17 protein-coding genes are annotated in these 19,520 nt (G+C 54.5%); 9 read left to right on the top strand and 8 right to left on the bottom strand.

What is annotated here, in order from left to right:
- The first annotated feature begins 359 nt into the window (after positions 1–359).
- From ABJI08_RS14215 to ABJI08_RS14180, 8 genes are all read left to right on the top strand, one after another.
- The gene (locus ABJI08_RS14215; RefSeq protein WP_348402504.1) at positions 360–1,565 is read left to right on the top strand and encodes an ROK family transcriptional regulator; all 1,206 of its coding nucleotides are present in this window, start codon (positions 360–362) and stop codon (positions 1,563–1,565) included.
- A gap of 303 nt (positions 1,566–1,868) precedes the next feature.
- Complete coding sequence (locus ABJI08_RS14210; protein ID WP_348402503.1) at positions 1,869–2,915, top strand: TRAP transporter substrate-binding protein; 1,047 nt, start codon at positions 1,869–1,871, stop codon at positions 2,913–2,915.
- An 84-nt stretch (positions 2,916–2,999) separates the two neighbouring features.
- Complete coding sequence (locus ABJI08_RS14205; RefSeq protein WP_348402502.1) at positions 3,000–3,518, top strand: TRAP transporter small permease; 519 nt, start codon at positions 3,000–3,002, stop codon at positions 3,516–3,518.
- The gene (locus tag ABJI08_RS14200; protein WP_348402501.1) at positions 3,515–4,807 is read left to right on the top strand and encodes a TRAP transporter large permease; all 1,293 of its coding nucleotides are present in this window, start codon (positions 3,515–3,517) and stop codon (positions 4,805–4,807) included. The genes ABJI08_RS14205 and ABJI08_RS14200 overlap by 4 nt, the downstream gene beginning before the upstream one ends.
- Before the next feature lie 82 nt (positions 4,808–4,889).
- Complete coding sequence (locus tag ABJI08_RS14195) at positions 4,890–5,312, top strand: cupin domain-containing protein (protein WP_348402500.1); 423 nt, start codon at positions 4,890–4,892, stop codon at positions 5,310–5,312.
- Positions 5,313–5,377: 65 nt separating this feature from the next.
- Positions 5,378–6,274, top strand: coding sequence for a dihydrodipicolinate synthase family protein (locus ABJI08_RS14190; RefSeq protein WP_348402499.1), 897 nt, complete (start codon positions 5,378–5,380; stop codon positions 6,272–6,274).
- A 76-nt stretch (positions 6,275–6,350) separates the two neighbouring features.
- The gene (locus ABJI08_RS14185) at positions 6,351–7,853 is read left to right on the top strand and encodes a CoA-acylating methylmalonate-semialdehyde dehydrogenase (protein ID WP_348402498.1); all 1,503 of its coding nucleotides are present in this window, start codon (positions 6,351–6,353) and stop codon (positions 7,851–7,853) included.
- A gap of 87 nt (positions 7,854–7,940) precedes the next feature.
- Positions 7,941–8,744 (top strand): formate/nitrite transporter family protein, encoded by an 804-nt coding sequence (locus ABJI08_RS14180; RefSeq protein ID WP_348402497.1) that lies wholly within the window; start codon positions 7,941–7,943, stop codon positions 8,742–8,744.
- Here ABJI08_RS14180 and ABJI08_RS14175 read toward each other — a convergent pair.
- The 7 genes from ABJI08_RS14175 to ABJI08_RS14145 form a co-directional block, all read right to left on the bottom strand.
- On the bottom strand, positions 8,739–10,247 hold the full coding sequence (locus tag ABJI08_RS14175) for an aldehyde dehydrogenase family protein (RefSeq protein WP_348402496.1): 1,509 nt from the start codon (positions 10,245–10,247) through the stop codon (positions 8,739–8,741). The two genes, ABJI08_RS14180 and ABJI08_RS14175, sit on opposite strands and share 6 nt — an antisense overlap.
- Positions 10,240–11,100, bottom strand: a complete 861-nt coding sequence (locus tag ABJI08_RS14170) for an NAD(P)-dependent oxidoreductase (RefSeq protein ID WP_348402495.1) — start codon at positions 11,098–11,100, stop codon at positions 10,240–10,242. Before ABJI08_RS14170 ends, ABJI08_RS14175 begins: the two co-directional genes overlap by 8 nt.
- Before the next feature lies 1 nt (position 11,101).
- Positions 11,102–12,805 (bottom strand): ABC transporter ATP-binding protein, encoded by a 1,704-nt coding sequence (locus ABJI08_RS14165; protein WP_348402494.1) that lies wholly within the window; start codon positions 12,803–12,805, stop codon positions 11,102–11,104.
- Entirely contained in the window at positions 12,802–13,719 is a 918-nt protein-coding gene (locus ABJI08_RS14160) for an ABC transporter permease (protein ID WP_348402493.1), read from the bottom strand. The genes ABJI08_RS14165 and ABJI08_RS14160 overlap by 4 nt, the downstream gene beginning before the upstream one ends.
- Positions 13,706–14,674, bottom strand: a complete 969-nt coding sequence (locus ABJI08_RS14155; RefSeq protein ID WP_348402492.1) for an ABC transporter permease — start codon at positions 14,672–14,674, stop codon at positions 13,706–13,708. The genes ABJI08_RS14160 and ABJI08_RS14155 overlap by 14 nt, the downstream gene beginning before the upstream one ends.
- A 66-nt stretch (positions 14,675–14,740) precedes the next feature.
- Positions 14,741–16,321: an ABC transporter substrate-binding protein gene (locus ABJI08_RS14150; RefSeq protein ID WP_348402491.1), complete on the bottom strand. Its 1,581-nt coding sequence runs from the start codon at positions 16,319–16,321 to the stop codon at positions 14,741–14,743.
- Between the two features lie 102 nt (positions 16,322–16,423).
- Positions 16,424–17,341 carry a LysR family transcriptional regulator gene (locus tag ABJI08_RS14145; protein ID WP_348402490.1) on the bottom strand — a complete coding sequence of 306 codons (918 nt, stop codon included), beginning with the start codon at positions 17,339–17,341 and terminating at the stop codon, positions 16,424–16,426.
- A gap of 253 nt (positions 17,342–17,594) precedes the next feature.
- Between ABJI08_RS14145 and ABJI08_RS14140 the strand changes: the two genes are divergently transcribed.
- Positions 17,595–18,533 carry a DMT family transporter gene (locus tag ABJI08_RS14140; protein WP_348402489.1) on the top strand — a complete coding sequence of 313 codons (939 nt, stop codon included), beginning with the start codon at positions 17,595–17,597 and terminating at the stop codon, positions 18,531–18,533.
- Here the strand turns inward: ABJI08_RS14140 and ABJI08_RS14135 are convergent.
- Positions 18,530–19,447: a LysR substrate-binding domain-containing protein gene (locus ABJI08_RS14135; RefSeq protein WP_348402488.1), complete on the bottom strand. Its 918-nt coding sequence runs from the start codon at positions 19,445–19,447 to the stop codon at positions 18,530–18,532. The genes ABJI08_RS14140 and ABJI08_RS14135 overlap by 4 nt on opposite strands.
- Positions 19,448–19,520: the final 73 nt, after the last annotated feature.

Genomic DNA, 19,520 nt, shown 5'->3' with positions numbered 1-19,520 from the left:
CCAAAAATCCGGCGATCAACAGACCATACAATCCGCCATCAGACTGGTATGACGGGTCACGTCAGCTTTGCAGCAACCATCTGACGGGCTCGATTGCCAACAGAGCCGAAGCAACGGCAAAACCTGCCCAAAGTGGTCTATCGTTCTTTTGTTCTATACCGGTTTGTCTCAAGCGGATGTGCATCTCAACCGTTCAAGATGTGCAGGATTTGTGCAGGCGTGTTACATGTCGGGTGGTTCGGATTTCCGGCTCAACGCGTCCGAGATCCTTAACTGGCTATTTAAATTCTTCGTTCACGCCCTATAATATGTTGCAAATCTGGGGCTGCATTATGCCTCGCGTGTGAAAGACTATTTTCTTGAAATCCGAAACACCTCTCATAAAACGTCAGCATTTACACGACATTCGGACCAATAACAGAGCACGCATTCTTCAGGTTCTGCGTGAACCTGAACCTATCTCACGGCAGGAACTGGCAGATCGTCTGGATCTTACGCCTGCCTCGTTGTCGCGCATTTCAAAAGAGCTGATCGCCGATGGGATATGTGTCGAGGCGCCTCTTGTGCGTGACAGCAACCAACGCGGACGCCCCGGAGTTGCGCTGCGTATTCACGCTCAAGGCGGCTACCTGATAGCGGTCAGTATTTCTTCCTATTCGCGGCTGATATCCATCGTCGATATCTCAGGAACGCAACACCACCAGAAAATCATCCCGGTCGACGTAACGGCGTCTGGTCCCAACACGGTTGAATTCATAGGCGCCTATATTGACCAGCTGGTGGCCGACAACCTGCTTGACGGGCGGCTCATCCTTGGCGCGACGGTGACAATTCCCGGGTCGATCAGTGTGGAGTCCGGTTTCCTAACCAAATCTGTTCTGTTGAACTGGCCCAACTTCCCCATTCAGAAACAGTTTTCAGAACGGCTGCGGTGTCGCGTGCGCGTCGAAAACAACGGGGATGCCCTGTGCCGCCACTTTATGGACAAACACCTTGGTCTCAAGAGCCAGCACGCCAGTGTTTTCCTGGCGCATATTTCGCAGAGCATGGGGGCGAGTATTGCCATCGGTGGCAGGATCGTTCGGCGTCTGGCGGATGAAGGGTGGATTAACGACATCAAGGTTTCGGTGCCCTCTTCCAACACCGAGAGTGAACAAACTCTAAGCGAACTTGCCTCGGGGGGTGCCATTCTGAGGGATGTGTCAAAGCTGGACAAGGATGTCAGAAAAAATGGCACCGAATTCAGCCAAATGATCCAATCTGCTGTTGCATGTTCCAATCGAAACGCCGGTCCTGTGTCGTCTGTTTTCTTTGACTCCGGTTATGCGCTTGGCAGCAATCTGGTCCCGTTGACGATTGCCATTGCGCCAGAAGTCATTGTTCTTGCCGGGCCTGTTCTGCAGGCTCAGGCATATTCTAACGGAGTGATCGCAGGCTATGAAAAGGCCGCCTCAGAGATGGATATGCAACCCAGCAAGATCATCGTGAGCGGCGCAAGCTACAGCGACGCGTCCGAAAATCTGGCGCTGCATGACTTCTTTCTGACGGGTGCGTACGGGATTTAAACGCGCCCCGGAATGGAGCGGGAATTTCCTGGGTTTTGGCGTGTTTCACGAAGAGTTCAGGTGCGTGTCCGGTTCCAAAACTGCGGTCAACTCTCTGATTTAGTACAATTTATTTTTCCAACACTTGGCAGCAAGACTTTCGTAAAAGATTCATTATTGACATAAAATATATTTTGGATCTATCTTTAATTACATCATGTAAGTTAATTATGTGCGTCACTGTTAGACAGCCAAATAGCATCAAAACAGACATTGCGGGGCAGAGGAGATCACGCGTTGTTTCAGTTTCCTGGGGAGGAAAAAATGCTTTCTAGAAGAATTCTACTCAAGACCGGAGCCGCCTTTGCGACCGCAAGTGTTGCGTCACCATTTGTTATAACATCGGCGCGCGCAGCGGCGGATCACCGGTTGACCTTTGGCCACACCTTTGGTGCCGCAACCGAACAATATATGATCACCGGATTGTCGCAGTTCAAAGCAGCGGCCGAGCGATACTCAAACGGCGCGCTTGAGGTTGATATTCACGAGGCAGGGAGCCTTGGCGGCCAGAATGTGCTGCCGCAAAAGGTGCTGACCGGCGCGGTACAGGGATGCCAGCTTTCGACAGGTAACTTCGTGAATTACTCTGACGTCTACAACATCATAGACCTGCCCTTCTTGTTCGCCTCAAATAACGCGTTCGAAGAAACCATCCAAACAGAACAGTTCCGCAACTCCGAATTCCTGAGCCGCCCGGCCTCCAGCGGGTTTCAGGTTGTGCCTGGCATGTGGGCCAACGCTGGCTTCCGAGTTCTGGGGATCAGCAACAAAGTGGATCGCGTGGTACGCCGTCCTGAGGATCTTGAGGGACTCAAGGTACGCACCAACGGCACGCGCGTCGAAGACGTAATGTTCAAATTGACCGCGGCCAATCCAGTATCCATCGCCTGGGGCGAAGCCTATCAGGCAATGCAACAAGGTGCCGCTGATGCGCTGAGTGTTGGATTGGGTCCGCTGACCGCAACCAAAATCCATGAAACCCTGAGCAGCGCGACGATGTACGAGCTGAACTTCAATTGCCACATCACCGTGCTGGACCGCAATTGGTACTCGGCTTTGCCAGACGATATCCAACAGGCCATCATGCGCGCCGGGGCAGAAAGCTATGAATTCCAGCGCCAACAGCAGCTGGCGGCGAATGACGAAATGGTCAAGCTGTGGACAGACTCGGGCATCGAGGTTGTGACCTTGACCGATGATGAGAAAAGCGACTGGGTGGCCGCGATGGGCCATCAGCGCAGCGAATATGATGATTTGAAAGATGCGTTCGGCCGTGAGGCGCTTCAAACAGTCCTGAACCTACAGGGCTAACCGGCAAGGTCGGCGGAAAGGGACCCTGCCTTTCCGCCGACCTTACCCATACAAGTTGACCTCTCTGGAAAGCACCCCTCAAAAATGCAAACTACGAGTTATAACAATGGGTTCATCCGATTCCTGGACGGCCCTTTTGTTAAGATTGTGGTCATTCTGGCCTACGCGTATTTCTTTCTGATCATCCTGTCAGAAGTCTTTATGCGGTACTTTTTTGCGCATTCGACCAACTGGGGCGAAATGACCGCGCGGTATGCTTTTGTGTATTTCGCATACATCGCTGCAGCCGAAGCCTTTCGCTATGATGAACACATTCGGATCGACCTGCTCCCCAATCGGTTGGGGCAGACGGGGCGCCGCGTGCTTGAGACCTACAGCGATTTTCTGTGTGTGCTGATCTCGATTGCGGTGATCTATTATTCCATCCGCCTCATGGACATTCAGCAAATGGCGAACATTCGGATGCATGCGCTGCCGCTGAACATGTCATGGGCGCAGGCCGCGTTACCCCTGGGATGGGGGTTGATGATCATTCGCATCATGCAGCGTGTCCAACGCCGATTTTTCCCAAAACCACTCTCAAACGCGGAGCTAGCGACATGATTGATCTTAGCAATATGCAGGTCGCCGTGGTCGTAATCGTTTTGATGCTGATCCATCTGGTGATCGGGCTTCCATTATTCATAGTTCTGGCAATGGGGTCGCTCTCCCTGATGCTTCTTACCGGAGCGTACTCGCTCAGCAGCCTCAGCACGACATTGTTTGACTCATTGGACAGCTGGGCGCTTTTGGCGATGCCTTTGTTCATTCTTGCTGGCGAAATCATTTCCAGAGGTCGTATTGCGCGCGACCTTGTGGGTCTGGGCGAGGCATTGGTTGGCTGGATCAAAGGCGGGCTGGGTATGGCCACGATCTTTGGCTGTTTCTTCTTTGCAGGGACCAGCGGCTCTAGCTCTGCCGACACTGCAACAATCGGTAAAATCATGGTCCCGGCCCTGAAAGACCGCGGGTATGACAAAAGCTATGCTGCCTCACTTGCAGCATCCGGCGGCATCCTTGGTGTTATCGTGCCCCCCAGCCTGATCTTTATTATCTATGGCATTGCCACGGGAACCTCGGTTGGTGATCTGTTTATCGCAGGTGTGGTTCCGGGATTGTTGATCGCCTTGGGGCTGTGCATTGCCAACTACGTGGTGTGCTCTTTCTCCAACTGGGGGGCCAATGAACGTTCACCGTTTTCGGGGTCCCGAGCACTCTCGGCTGTGTGGCAGGCGCGGTATGGATTTGGCGCACCGGTTGTCATTCTTGGCGGCATCTATGGTGGTTTTTTCACCCCAACCGAAGCCGCAGCCGTCGCCGTGTTCTATGTTCTGGTTGTCGAACTGTTGATCGTGCGCGAGGTCCGCTTTAGCGAACTAGGCAGCATCTTCCTCGCCGCGTCAAAGACCACCGGCATACTTGCCCCCATCATCGCCTTTTCGATCCTGTTTGCCGAAGTTCTGGCAGTTTTGCGGGTTCCTGGCGCCATCGTCGAAGCGTTTACATCATATGGAACCGGACCGATTCTTTCGGTTGTGTTGATTGTTGTCATGCTGTTGATCGTCGGGTGTTTGCTGGAACCGATTGCGGCCATTCTCGTGATCATGCCGATCCTCTTTCCGATCGGTGCGCAACTGGGATTTGATCAGGTTCACTTTGGCGTATTTGTGGTTGCCACGCTTTCGGTTGGCTTCATTACCCCGCCAGTTGGGATCAATCTTTTTGCCGCAGCGGCGGTCAGCGGCGAACCTTTCATGAGCATTGCCTACAAGGCTTTTCCAGCTTTCTGCGCGTTGATTCTGGTGTGCTTCGTGATCGCGTTCTCGCCGTCGCTCATCCTGTGGTTTCGTTAACAGCAATCCGGCCCTCACCCAAAAAATTGTCATGTAACTCACGTTACCTGACCCTCTAATTGCCAACTAAAGGAGAGACTCCATGGCTGTCACCAAGAACATCAACCACCTGAAATATGCGGATTTACCACAGGTCCAGCGCGGCATTGGCATCGTAAATCAGCCCATCGCCAGCAAAGAAATCGGCGCGCGGTCTCTTCACTCTGGCATCACCGTTATGCCCGCTCACAGCGCGGTGCCACCGCACATTCACAATGCAGAAGAGCAAGTGACCGTTCTGGAAGGCACAATGCGCATTATTCTGGACGGCGACAAAGAAGTGTTCTGCAGCAAATACGATTCCACATTCATTTCACCGGGCGTGCAGCACGAACTGATCAATGAAAGCGACGAAACCGTTGTCGCGATGGTCATCTATGGCAGCGCCAACGTGAACCGCACATTTTCGGAAACCGGTGAAACTGTCGATATTGGGTCCGACCGCGACAAGTTCCCCGCGACCTAAGCAAATTCAGCAGCGGTACAATGCCACCTCCCAGCGCATTGTGCCCTGCCAAAAAGGAGGCTCCTTTGAAACTTCAAACGGTTGGCCAAAAGGGTGGTCTTTATTGTTACCTCATTACGCCATTTGATCCTGCGGGTGATGTCGATCACGCCACATTGGAGCGCTACACAGACGCGATCGTCAACAGCGGGGCGGATGGTCTGACATGCGTGGCCAGCACTACCGAAGGTGTCTATCTGACAGAAGCGGAACGGTTCGCGGTTGTGCAAACGGTCTGCCAGACAAATGCGGGACGTGTGCCGGTGAACGTTGCTATTGGCGACATCTCAACCCGTCAGGTCATGCATTGGGCGGATCATGCCCAAAAGGCTGGCGCGTCCACGCTTATGCTTGAGATGCAAACCTATTTGCCCGACATCCACTTTTCCGATGTCCTGCACCACTATCAAACGGTTTCCGATGGGGTGGATGTGCCAATTCGGCTTTACAATATTCCGCGCACGACACGCTATGATATGAGCCCCAAAATGATCGCCGAACTGGCCGCGGTTGATGGGATCGATTCCGTCAAAGACGCGACCGGCGACCCACATCGGGTACGTGACATCAAGGCTTTAACCGGCGACCGGTACGCATTCTACACTGGCTTGCACTTCGTCGCGCGCGAAAGCTATCGCTATGGGGCAATTGGATGGGAGGCAGCCTTTCATCCTTTGTTTGCCGACGACATGGTCTCGTTGCACCAACTGCTTCTCAGCAACGATCCCCGGGGCGCCACACTCTATAAAAAGATGGAGCCTCTTTTTGTCTTTTTCCGCCACTTTGGCGTTCCACAGTGCATTCGAGCGATGTCGATGTGGTCAGATCTGAGCCTTGGCCACGCCCGTGCACCGCTACCCAAACTGAACTCTCAACAATTCACTCAGCTCAAATCTCTCATGGCTGACCTCGAATACAGCTAATTTTCGATCAGGTTAAAAACCCTGCCTCAGTCTCACGACCGAAACGATCGGAACCAAAACCGACGGAGAAATACCTATGTCTAAAATCGCCCATTTTGTGAACAATGCTACGTGGTCAGGGTCCGGGGACCGAACCGCAGATATCATCAATCCGTCCACGGGCCGGGTCTCGGGCGCGGTGACACTCGCCTCTTCGCAAGACGTGGATGAAGTTGTGCGAGCCGCTGCCAGGGCCCTGCCGGGCTGGTCAGCAACACCCCCCGCAAAACGCGCGATGGTCATGTTCGAATTTCGCGATCTGCTGAAACGCCATACAGATGAGTTGGCTGAACTTCTCTCGGCTGAGCACGGCAAAACCATTCCCGACGCAAAAGGCGAAATTGCGCGTGGTATCGAAGTGGTCGAATTTGTGTGCGGTATTCCTCAACTGCTTAAGGGCGAATACTCCGAAGCGGTTGCGTCAAACGTGGACAGCTTTTCGGTGCGCCAGCCGGTTGGCGTTGTTGCCGGGATCACGCCATTCAACTTTCCGGCAATGGTGCCGTTGTGGATGTATCCGGTGGCCATCGCCTGTGGGAACACGTTTATCCTGAAACCCTCCGAAAAAGACCCGAGTGTCGTGATGCGTATTGCCGAGCTTTTGGCCGAAGCTGGCCTTTCAGAAGGGGTGTTCAACGTTGTAAACGGCGACAAAGAAGCCGTTGACGCGTTGCTGGATCATCCAACGGTTGAGGCCATCAGCTTCGTGGGGTCGACGGCGATTGGTGAATACATCTACGGGCGCGGAACCAGTAACGGCAAGCGTGTCCAGGCATTGTGCGGTGCCAAAAACCATCTGGTTGTAATGCCAGACGCGGACATGGATCAGGTCGTCGATGCGCTGATCGGGTCCGCCTACGGGTCCGCAGGAGAGCGATGCATGGCAATCTCGGTGGCTGTACCGGTTGGCGAAGAAACGGCTGACCGCCTTGTCAGCGCGCTGACACCACGCATTCGTGCCTTAAAGGTCGCGCCTTATACCGACCCGGAGTCTGAACTGGGGCCGGTCATCAGCAAGCAGAGCTTTGACAAGATCAACGACTACATCGACCAGGGGATCGACAAAGGTGCCGAGCTTGTTGTCGATGGGCGCGGGATCACGCTGCAGGGTTATGAGGACGGATACTTTATCGGGGGATGCCTGTTCGACCGGGTCACAACCGACATGTCGATCTATTCAGACGAGATATTCGGCCCGGTATTGTCGGTTGTGCGTGCCAAAACGTATGACGAAGCCGTCACTATGGTGAATGACCACGAATACGGAAATGGTACCGCGATCTTCACCCGGGATGGCGACGCCGCCCGGGATTTCTGGGCACGTGCCAAAATCGGAATGGTAGGTGTGAACGTCCCTATCCCTGTGCCGGTTGCCTACCATTCCTTTGGCGGTTGGAAACGGTCCTTGTTCGGGGATCACCACATCCACGGCATGGAAGGCATCCGTTTCTATACACGTTTGAAAACAATGACCACGCGGTGGCCATCCGGCATCCGCTCGGGTGCGGAATTTAACTTTACCGGCGGCAAAGACGTCTGATGTGATTGTCAACTTTGAAGAGGCCCAAGCAGACGCTTGGGCTCTCTTTGAGACCGCGCCAGCCAACTGTGCAAAAGGCCATGTTCAATGAATTTTGAAACAACCGTGGCGGCCTTTGCCGCATCGGCGCAGGACAAGACCAACCACCTGCGCCGCGACCCGATTGCATTCCTCTGGCTTGCTGCAATGGCAGGCGCCTATGTCGGGTTCGGCATTCTGCTGATCTTTTCCGTTGGACAAGGTGTCGAGCCCGCGATCCGCCCTGTCGTCATGGGCGCAAGCTTTGGCATCGCCCTGATGCTCGTCATCTTCGCAGGGTCAGAGCTTTTTACCGGCCACACAATGTACATGACCCATGGCCTGCTGACAGGCCGCACCAGAATAACTGATCTGCTCTTATGCTGGGGGCTCAGCTGGTGTGGAAATCTGATCGGCGCAATATTTCTGGCGGCGGTGTTTGTATTTGGCGGCGGCGGATTGATTTTGGCAGACAGCAACAGCCTGCTTCACGCCGTTGCAGTAAAGAAAATGCAAGGCGATGCGCTTGCTTTGGTGATGAACGGCATCCTGTGTAACTGGCTGGTATGCCTCGCAATCTGGATGTCAGCACGGGCAGATTCCGCGATTGCCAGGATCGTTCTGATCTGGTTCTGCCTTTACGCCTTTATCGCGGCCGGGTTTGAACATTCCGTCGCAAACATGACCATCTTTGGCGTTGCGCTTTTGTCCGAACACAGCGGCGGGATCAGCCTTGCGGGCGCAGCCCGAAATCTGGTTTTTGTATCCCTCGGAAATACCATTGCCGGAGCAGGGTTGATGGGCGCCGGGTACTGGTTTGTCGCCGGGCGTCCCAAGTTCAGGCCATCAATGGATCCAAATTCAGATCTATGACACATACCCAAACGCGATTTTCGGAGTTTCGCCGCTATCGATCCAGATACTCTTGGGACTTGTATACTCCATCAAAGCATCCGTGCCGCTGGAGCGCCCGAAACCAGAGTTCAGTGAACCGCCAAACGGCGATGACACATGGATGGCTTTGTAGCTGTTGATCCAGAATGTTCCGGCGCGGATGGCCTCCGACATGCGGTGCGCGCGCCCAATGTCATTGGTCCACACGGCCCCGGCAAGGCCAAACATCGTGTCGTTTGCAGTCGAAATCGCCTCTTTTTCATCCGCAAATGGGATGGCCGTGACGACAGGACCGAATATCTCGGTCTGCGCGGCCTGTGCGGTATTTGTGAGACCGGCAAGCACGGTTGGTGGAACAAAATAACCGGTCTGAGGCGTATTCTGACGTGTCAGAACATCCGCCCCCTCAGCTTGGGCGCCAGTGATCATCTGGTTCACATGGCCAAATTGGCGCGCATTGCTGATCGGGCCAATCTCGGTCGCTTCGTCAAGCGGATCGCCAAGGCGGATCGCATCCATGCCATCAGCAATCATTTCAAGCAATTCTGCATGAACAGATTGATGCACAAGCAACCGGGACCCGGCGACACAGCTTTGCCCCGCAGAAGAAAAGATCGCCGCTTGCGCGCCAAGGCACGCATGTTTCAGATTGGCATCCTCAAAGACGATATTGGCCGATTTCCCTCCAAGCTCCAAAACCGCCGGTTTCAAGGCTTGAGCGGCAGCAACTGCGACGCGGCGACCTGTTTCAGGAGAGCCGACAAAGACCACCTTGCGAACAGTAGAGTGTTCGATGGCCGCCTGCCCGGACGTGGGTCCAAGGCCACACAGCACGTTCACTAAACCTTGCAGCAAGCCTGCAGATTCCGCGATTTTGACCAACGCAACTGTTGTTACCGGGGTCAGCTCACTGGGCTTGATAACCACGCCATTCCCGGTCGCAATCGCAGGCGCAATTTGCCAACCCGCGGTAAATATCGGCGCGTTCCAAGGCGTGATTTGAAACACAACGCCCAACGGTTCGCGCAGCGTATAGTTCAAGTGCCCGCTTGGCACCGGAATAACCTCGCCATGCAGCTTGTCGGCCCACCCCGCATAATAGCGAAACATTTCAATGACTTTGGCGACTTCGATCCGGCAATCTCGAATGGGCTTTCCGGCGACAAGCGCTTCAAGCGTCGCCAGAGTCTCGACATGGGTCTGAACCGCGCGTGCAATATCTTGCATGATCTCGCCGCGCCTGGCTGACGAAAATTCACGAGCCCATATTTGTTGGGCCTCGCGCGCCGCATCACAGGCCTCAGCGGCCAATTCGGCCCCGCAGTCTGGATAGCTCGCCAGTTCTGTCTGAGCGTAAGGGTCTTCCAGACTGATCGTTGCACCCGTTCCGTCGCGCAAGACGCCACCAACAAGGCTTTGTACAGATGCCCCAAGGCCAAGTTCCGCCATTGAGGACCAGAAAAGTTTGGCACGATCAGACATCTGCGGATGCTCCGTATTTGTAGATTTCGTTAAAGTCCGCGCTATCACAAAGGGTTGACCGGCTGTCCTCCCAAATCGCGGCAATGGCCCGTGTTGCCGGCAACTCCAGATCTGCGCTTTTGGCCAGCTTGGTGGCAAGCCCGACATCCTTGCGCATCAATCCCATGGTAAATCCGGAATCGTATCCGTCGCTCAAAATCCATTTCGGAAAATTGACTTCACTGACAGCACTGCGTCCGGACCCGGCATTGATCCCTTCCAGAAGATCGCTCAGCGAAACACCCGTGCTTTCAGCCAACCGGCCCATCTCGCTCACAAGGACAAGATTTGCCGCGCAAAGAAGGTTGTTGGCGATTTTTGCAGCATGGCCAGAACCGGATGGTCCAACATGAACAATCTTAGCCGTCAGAGCCGCAAGCATGGGTCGAACAGCGTCAATAGCGTCTGCCGCCCCCCCCATGACCATTGTCATGGTGCCGTTTCTTGCGCCAAGCGGACCGCCACTGACAGGGGCATCCAGAAAGACATAGCCGCCTGCCTGCGCCGTTTGCGCCAGTGCTTTTGTGACTTCAGGTTCAGATGTTGAGGTATCCAGAACGATCGTGGCAGGTTTGATATGGGGGCCCACTTCCGACATGACCTGCCTGACGATATCGGCCCGTGGCAACGACAGAATAATCACGTCGCAATCTTCTGCCAGCGCCTGCAAGCTGTCTCGCGCTGTGCCGCCCATTGCTTCGGCCCGGCTTCGGGCTTCGAGCAAGGCATCGTAACATTGAACCGAATGCCCTTGCTCAATGAGGCGGGCGATCATTGCACCACCCATCGCACCACAACCTATCAATCCGATCATTTCACGCCCCTCGTCTAGTTTGTTCGTCCTGTGTGGCACCACCAACCCGCGGGGCGGTTTCCAACAACATTTGTGTGTAAGTGCTCTCAGGGGCTTCAAATAATGCCTCTGCATCTCTGCATTCGACAATCTTTCCCTGTTTCATGACCGCAACCCGATCAGACACCTGCCGGACAACCGCCAGATCATGGCTGACAAACAACATCGTCAGCCCCAGCGAGCGGCGCAGTTCCATCAAAAGCGCCAGCATGTCGGCCTGAATGGATACATCCAACGCCGAGGTCGGTTCATCGCACAAAAGAAACCTTGGCCGGACCGACAAAGCCCGCGCGATACAGATGCGCTGCCGCTGGCCGCCGGAAAACTGGTGCGGGAATTTGCGGCTGGATCCGGCTGGTAACCCAACCCGTTCCAACAAGGCGTCAACAAGGCGATCAATCTCATCCCGTTTCGCCAAACCGTGAAAGCGGATCGGCTCTGCCAAAATGTGACCGACACGCATCCGGCTGTTCAGCGAAGAATACGGATCCTGAAAAACCACCTGCACATCGCGGCGGAAGGCTTTTCGAATTGCCGCTGACCTGATGTCGGCCAAGGCCCCATGATCGCCAAACGACACACTGCCTGTGCTGGGCTTTATCAAACCAGTCAGAATCCGGCCAAGCGTCGACTTACCTGAGCCACTTTCCCCAACAAGCCCAAGAACCTCTCCGCGCTGGACGCTCAGACCTTCAATGTCTACGGCCCGAAAGCTGCCTTTCTTGCCCCAAAAGCTCGCCTTGCGGGTCGCGAAATCCTTGGTCAGCGCGCTGGTCGACAAATAGTCCCCGTCACGTGCGCCCTGCTGACCTTCTAATAACCACGTGTCGATTTCGCCTGTCTTTTTGGGCGGGTTCCTGAACCGATCTTCGCGTTCGTCGATACTTGGAATCGCTGAAATCAGGTCCTGCGTATATTGTTCTGCGGGCGCTCCGATTACCTGTTCGGTAGGTCCGGTTTCGATCAGTTTGCCGTGGCGCATCACATATATACGGTCAGCGGTTTCTGAAATAACACCCATATCATGCGTCACAAGAATGACGCCCAGCGACCGCTCCACGCAAATGCGGCGAATAAGATCGAGCACTTGTTTCTGCACAGAGACATCAAGCGCGGTCGTTGGTTCATCCGCAATCAAAAGGTCGGGATCACCAGCCATGGCCAAAGCAATGACAACACGTTGCCGCATACCGCCGGAAAACTCGTGTGGGTACTGATTCACACGGTTTGCTGCATCTGGGATTCCCACATCATCCAGCCGTTCGGCGGCCATCACGCGGGCTTTCGCCATCGGGACATCCTGCAAAATAGATATGGATTCGCTCAGCTGCTCACCCACTGTCATCAACGGGTTCAGCGACGTCATCGGATCCTGAAAAATCATCCCAACACGCCGTCCGCGCAACTGCGCCATCTGGCTGGCGGACTTTGAGATAAGATCTTCACCGTTAAGCAGAATTCGCCCGGACGTGACCTTGCCCGGATGCGACAACAGCCCCATGATCGCATTGCCAATGGTTGATTTACCAGCCCCGCTTTCGCCGATCAGACCAACAATTTCACCCCGACGCACTTGCATATCAAACCCATGCACAGCGACGAAATCGCCAAGCCGGTGCGGGAAGGTAATTTGCAGGCTTTCGGTTTTACAAAGCAACTCGGTCATCGCAGCCTCGGGTTTAAATAGTCGCGAACCCAATCCGCGACGAGGTTGAACGCAATGACCATCACCAGCAACATGGTGCCCGGAAAGATGACAACCCACCAAATACCTGAGAACAGGTATTGGCTGCCGATCTGGATCAACGCGCCAAGGGATGGTTCCGTGAGAGGTGTGCCCAGACCCAGAAACGACAGGGTTGCCTCTGTCACGATGGCAACAGCGATCTGCAGCATCGCAAGCACAAGGACGGGGCCCAGAATGTTGGGGGTGATATGGCGCAAAATGATGGTAGATGTCGGCAGGCCAATCGCCTGACAGGCCGTGACATAATCCTGACCGCGCTGCACAAGCACCGAGGCACGCACAATCCGGGCGAACTGCACCCAGCCCGCCAGGCCAATCGCAAGTATCATGATCGGCACCGCAGCTTGGGCGAATACATTTGCCGGAAGCGACGCTTTCATAATCCCGTTGAACAAAAGCGCGATTAGGATCGGTGGAAACGCGAATTGGATCTCTGCAACACGCATTAAAATCGCATCGGTCATGCCACCGAAATACCCGGCCAATAGCCCGACGGTCATCCCGATGACCACGGAAAGCGCAACCGCGCCAAGCCCGACCAGCAACGAAATCCGCCCGCCATACAGCATCGCGGACAACACATCGCGACCTTGCAAATCGGTTCCCAGCAAAAAGCGCGGATCAGATCCGGACTCCCATGCTGGCGGCAAGTTGTTGTCCAAAATGGAAATTGTTGCAGGGTCAAACGGCGTGTGCGGCGCAAACACTGGCGCGAACGTACACCCGATGGCCATCAATAGAATTATGACCAACGAGACAACTGTGACCGGCGCGTTCAGCAATTCGTACCAGAAATCTGAGCGGATTTTTTCAAACATCTCAGTGCGCTCCATGACGGATGCGCGGGTCGATCAAAACATAGATCGCGTCGACAACCAGATTGGAAATTGTGAACACCAGTCCAACAAAAATCAGGTAGGCCGCCAGCAGTGGGATATCGCTCTGACCAATCGCATGCAAAAGCAGTGACCCCATTCCGGGCCATTGAAACACCCGCTCTGTAATGATGGAAAACGCGAATAGCGAGCTCAGCTGCAACCCAATGGCGGTCACAACCGGCACCAGCGTATTTTTGAGCGCATGACGCAAATAGACACGTTGACCGGGAAGCCCGCGCGCCCACGCAAACCGGATGTATTCAGTGCGCAGAACCTCAAGCATTTCCGCCCGGATCAGACGCAGGATCACACCCAGTTGAAACAGGCAAAGCACAGCGGCTGGCATCAAAGCATGGCTCAACCCATCCAAAGTAAACAGGCTCGATTCCAGCGTAAAAAGCGACGCAGTATCACCGCGTCCAAATGAAGGCAGCCAATTCAGCCAGACAGAATAGACAAGGATCAAGAGTATTCCCAACAAGAATGAAGGCACGGACACACCGATCACGGACAGCGCCATGATCGTCTGGGCCAGCCCGCCTTTGCGGCGAATGCCCGTGTAGATGCCTGCCGGAATGGCAAGGATCAGCGAGAAGACACCAGAGAGAAGAACCAGCTCAACTGTTGCAGGGAGCCTGTCCGCAATCATTTCGCTCACGTCACGATTAAAGCTGTAGGAAATCCCGAAATCCCCTTGGATCGCATTCCCTACATAACGAAGATATTGCACAAAGATCGGATCATTCAGCCCAAGGCTTTCCCGCAATGCTTCGCGGTCTTGGACAGTCGTTTCCTGTCCGACAAGAGACAGAACCGGGTCGCCAATATACTGAAACACCAAAAAGCCAACAAATGCGACGCAAAGCATAACAATCGCAGCCTGGAACAATCTGGCCAGGAGGAAATACATATGAGGTATCCAAGCAGAAGATGGGTGTTTGAACGGCCCGGAACTCTCCGGGCCGCTCACTTACACTCAGTTTACGTTGTAGTATTCCAAAGGAAACTCAAATGTTGGGAGTTGGACAACATCGATATTATCTGCCGCCCCCCAAACAAGCCGCTGAACATGAAGCGGTACAAGGCACACGTTCTCAACCATCAGCGCCATTGCATCTTGTAAATGCGCTTCGCGTTCGGCGGCATCCATTGTGTTGGCGGCTTGTGCGGCCAGCGCATCTGCTTCCGGAATTGAACAGCCAGAGATATTCCAAACGCCCAGACCGTTCTCCAAATCACGTGTTCCCAATACGTTTTGGAACACGTTAAGGCTATCCATTGTGGACGGTGTCCAGCTGAGCAGGAAGAAAGATGTGCCAAAATCAGGGGCAACAATTTTCGGGAAGAACTGCGCCTTAGGCTGCGCGATCAGGTTTACCTTTACATTCACCCGAGCCAGCAAGCTGACGACAGCCTGACAGATCTGCGCATCATTGACATAGCGATCAGTCGAGCAATCCATAGTCAGCTCAAACCCGTCCGGATAGCCAGCCTCAGCCAAAAGCGATTTGGCAGTTTCAACATTGTACTCCAACCGTGTCAGGTCTGGGTTGAAACCATTAACTTTATCCATGACGTACTGTGTCGCCAAAGTCGCTTGGCCTTGCATCACGCGGTCGATGATCGCCTGAGCGTCAATTGCGTGGGCAAACGCCTGCCGAACTCTAAGGTCCTGGAACGGGTTTCCTTCGACGGGGCTTTCAATGATCTGATCGCGCCATTGATCCATACCGATATACATCGTGCGGGCTTCTGGGCTGGACACCACTTTTACACCGTCTGCGCCTTCAACGCGTGGGATATCCTGCAAGGGCAAAGGCATTACCAGGTCGACTTCACCTGACAGCAGCGCTGATACCAATGTCGCCGCGTTGTTGATAGGAGTGAACACAACGTCAGTCACGTTGCCAGTTTCGCCCCAATACCCGGTATGGGCGGCAAGAATTGTCTTTTCGCCCTGTGCGCGTGAAACCACGGAAAATGGCCCGGTGCCATTTGTGTTCGTCGCACTGAACGCTTTTTCCTCAGCCTGAAGGTTCACCGGCTCTTGTGCACCGTTCGCCTCAGCCCATTGTTTGTCAACGATCATAAAATCCAGAAGATCGTTCAACAAAATCGGATTTGCTGACTTGGTTTTCACCTCGACTGTCATGTCATCGATTGCAGAAAAACTATCGACCGTTGTCAGAACATGCTTGAAATTCGACGGTTCAGAAAGTGCGCGTTCCATGCTGAAAATCACATCGTCTGACGCAAAGCTTGATCCGTCGTGAAATGTCACGCCCGGACGCAGATGAAAGTGCCAGGTTGTCGCGTCGACTTGCTCCCAGCTTTCTGCAAGCTGCCCGGTAATCTCAAAGTTCCGGTCGCGTGCGACAAGCCCTTCATAGATATTGGCCAAAAAGAAATTCGTGAAACTTTCATTGTGGCTGTGCGGGTCAAGGCTCGTGGCGTCGCCTTGCGAGGCAATGCGCAACGTTTCAGCCTGAACAGTTCCGGCCAATGCCGCAGATACCGCCAGAACTGATACAATGGACGTGAGTGTCCTGTTTAACATGTGATTTCCCCTGTGATCAGATTCTTATCGGGCGAGACTAGCCATGTGGTGAGCTTGTTGGAATTGCGCCATATGATCTTTAACGTTGCAATTTTTGCAACACTAAACAGATTGCCGGAACGCCGCCATGGATCGAATGACGTGATCCACCAAACGGCTGGCCCCTTCGGGCAATCGCCGTCCAGCTCGCGTAAATACCGACGCTTCGCCTTTGCTAAACTCAGGAATATCCAGCGATTTCGTAATGATGGTTTTGTCTTCGATTTCCCGGGTAACCACAAAAGCAGGGAGTATCGTTGCCCCCAATCCTTCACGCACGAAATTGCGCAACACGGCCAAAGAATTGGACTGCACCGATGCCTGTAAACGGGCACCATAAACACCTTCCGTCGCCCGGATCATGTCGCCGACCCCGAATCCGCTTTTTAACAGCGCGCAGGGCAGCATTTCCAGCTGCTGCATTGTGACGGGTTGCGAAAGTTCGGCCCATTCCGACGTTGGGCTAACCAATACCACAAGCGGCTGTTTCACTTGTGATGCGGTTCGGATCGCGCGCTCTCGGCGTGCATTATAAGCAAGCCCTATATGCGCACGGTCTGTCCGCACTGCATGTAACACCTGATCCGTCGACCCGCTTAAAATGTCATAGGTGAATCCGGGGTATGCCAATTTGAATGTCGCCAACGCATTGCCGATAAAATCACTGATGAACCCATCGCCAACCGCGACAACCAGCTCGCCCCGGCGCATACCAGAGAGTTCGTCAAACTCAGATAACAACGCCTCCTGATCACTTTGCTGGCGTTTCAAATAGAGCAACAGAATATTCCCGGCTTCCGTCGGACGCACACCTTTGCGACCGCGCTCGACCAAGGTGACATTCAGCGAGCTTTCCAACGCGGAAATATGGCGACTGATCGTGGACGGCTCGACTCCAAGACGCTCTGCGCCTGACCGAATTGATCCTTCTTCGCAGACCACCAGAAACGATGCCGCTTGAGCGGTCTCTATCTTAAACACTGCTGCAAACACCTATATTCCGAAGTGTGGCCATAGAAGCATTTTAGATAGAGCCCTGTCCACGAGCCAAAACGGAGATTCCGATCGGTGGCCAGATAAGCGAGACAAAGATCCGGAAAAGCGAAAGGGTTAACCAGTTCGTTCGCAGCTTTGAGGGTGTTTCTGACCGACGCGATACCGACGGAATACCGACGTGTTGCCGAAGCAAGGTTTCATTGGCACACTTAAGACGTTAATAATAATCACAACCCTCATGAAAGGCCAAACAGTGAACCCCGCCCGCGGTATTCTATTTATGCTCATCGCCGTCGCATTGTTCTCGGTTATGGTTGCGTTTATCAAAATTGCGTCCGGGCATGTCCCCACCGGCCAGTCGGTATTTTTCCGGTCTGCGTTTGCTTTGCCTGTTATTCTAATCTGGTTGGCACGCCGGGGTGATCTTGGCACCGGGCTCAAAGTCAAAAACCCAATGGGCCATTTCTGGCGCGGCTTCATTGGCACCACAGCGATGGCATTGGGCTTTGCCGCGCTGGCTTATCTGCCGCTGCCCGAAGTCACCGCCATCGGCTTTACCGCACCGCTGTTGACGGTTGTTTTTGCCGCCATGTTTCTGGGTGAAACCGTGCGCGCATTTCGTCTCACAGCAGTTGGTATTGGCTTGTTTGGCGTCATGGTGGTGCTGTGGCCACGCCTGACCATCTTTGGTGGTGGCTCTGCGTCTGACGCAGCAACGCTGGGGGTCATGCTGGTTCTCGGCTCCGCCGTGTTCAAAGCCCTTGCCCAGATACACATTCGCAAACTGGTGCAAAGCGAACAAACCTCCGCCATCGTGTTCTACTTCTCGTTGACCGCCACATGTCTGTCGCTGTTGACGCTGCCGTTCGGCTGGGTCATGCCCACCGGACCTGAATGTGCCTACCTGATTGGCGCCGGTCTGATTGGGGGCGTGGCGCAGATTTTTCTGACTTCAAGTTATCGCTTTGCACCGGCATCTGTGGTGGCGCCATTTGACTACTCCGCCATGCTGTTTGCTCTTGTGATCGGCTATGTCTGGTTTGACGAGGTGCCGACACTTTTGATGCTGGTCGGTGCTTCGATCATCATCTTTGCAGGCGTTCTCATCATCTGGCGCGAACGTCAGCTGGGTCTGAAACGCGGCAAAGCACGCCCCGGCGTCACTCCCCAGGGTTAGCTCTGCATCTCGGACTGGGCTTGTGTAATGATCCAGTCGCGTACCCGCTTTGCCTGAGAAATCAATGGGGTGCGCCGCGACCAAACCAGATAGAACCCGGCCCCGGTGTTCCAACTCCAATCTTCCCTTGCGGCCAAAAGCCCTTGCGAAATCAGTCCCTTTGTTACGTGCTGCCAGCCAAACGCAAAACCTTCTCCGGCGATCGCGGCTTGCAGCACCAGCGCATAATCATTTAACCGCAACCCGGTTTTCGGCTCACGGCCCGGCACGTTGTGATGCGCGAACCACTGGCCCCAGTTGGGGCGCTCGCGGACCGGTTCTTCCAGATGTATCAGACGTTCATGTAACAGGTCTGGCACCGTCGTCAGATTGCGCGCCGCAGCCATCACACGTGGGCTGGCAATGGGATAGATCACTTCGGGCGCGATCAATGCTGCGTGGCAATCGGGCCATAGCCCATGCCCCCGGCGCACCCCTAGGCTAATGCGTTCCGCGTCAATATCCGGCTCACGGTCGCTGGTTTGCAGACGCAGGTCAATATCGGGATGAGCGCCGTGCAAATTCTGAAGCCGCGGCACCATCCAATAATAGGCAAACGCGGTCGACACAGACAATGTCACGTGATCATTTTGCCCACGTTGGTGCACCGCCCGGGCCGACGCCAAAATACGCTCCAACGCTTGGGATACATCCGCAAACAACCGCTCTCCGGCGGGGGTCAGCGTGACTTGGCGGTGCGACCGGTGAAACACCTGAACCTCCAACGACTGTTCCATCTGCCGGATTGCGGCGCTGACGGCGGGTTGCTGCACGTTCAGCTCGTTCGCGGCGCGTGTAAACGATCCATGTCGCGCAGCCGCCTCAAAAAAGATCAGATGGCGCGGCGATGTCACCAATTTCCAGAGCTCTTGCATAACTGACAGTTATCCAAATGCTTGCAACAATCAAGGATCACACTGCGCACGACGCGATCTAAGATCGTCTGAT

It is taken from the genome of Shimia sp., from assembly GCF_039969785.1.
Taxonomy (GTDB): domain Bacteria; phylum Pseudomonadota; class Alphaproteobacteria; order Rhodobacterales; family Rhodobacteraceae; genus Shimia.
This window is presented reverse-complemented; position numbering and strand designations above follow the sequence as displayed.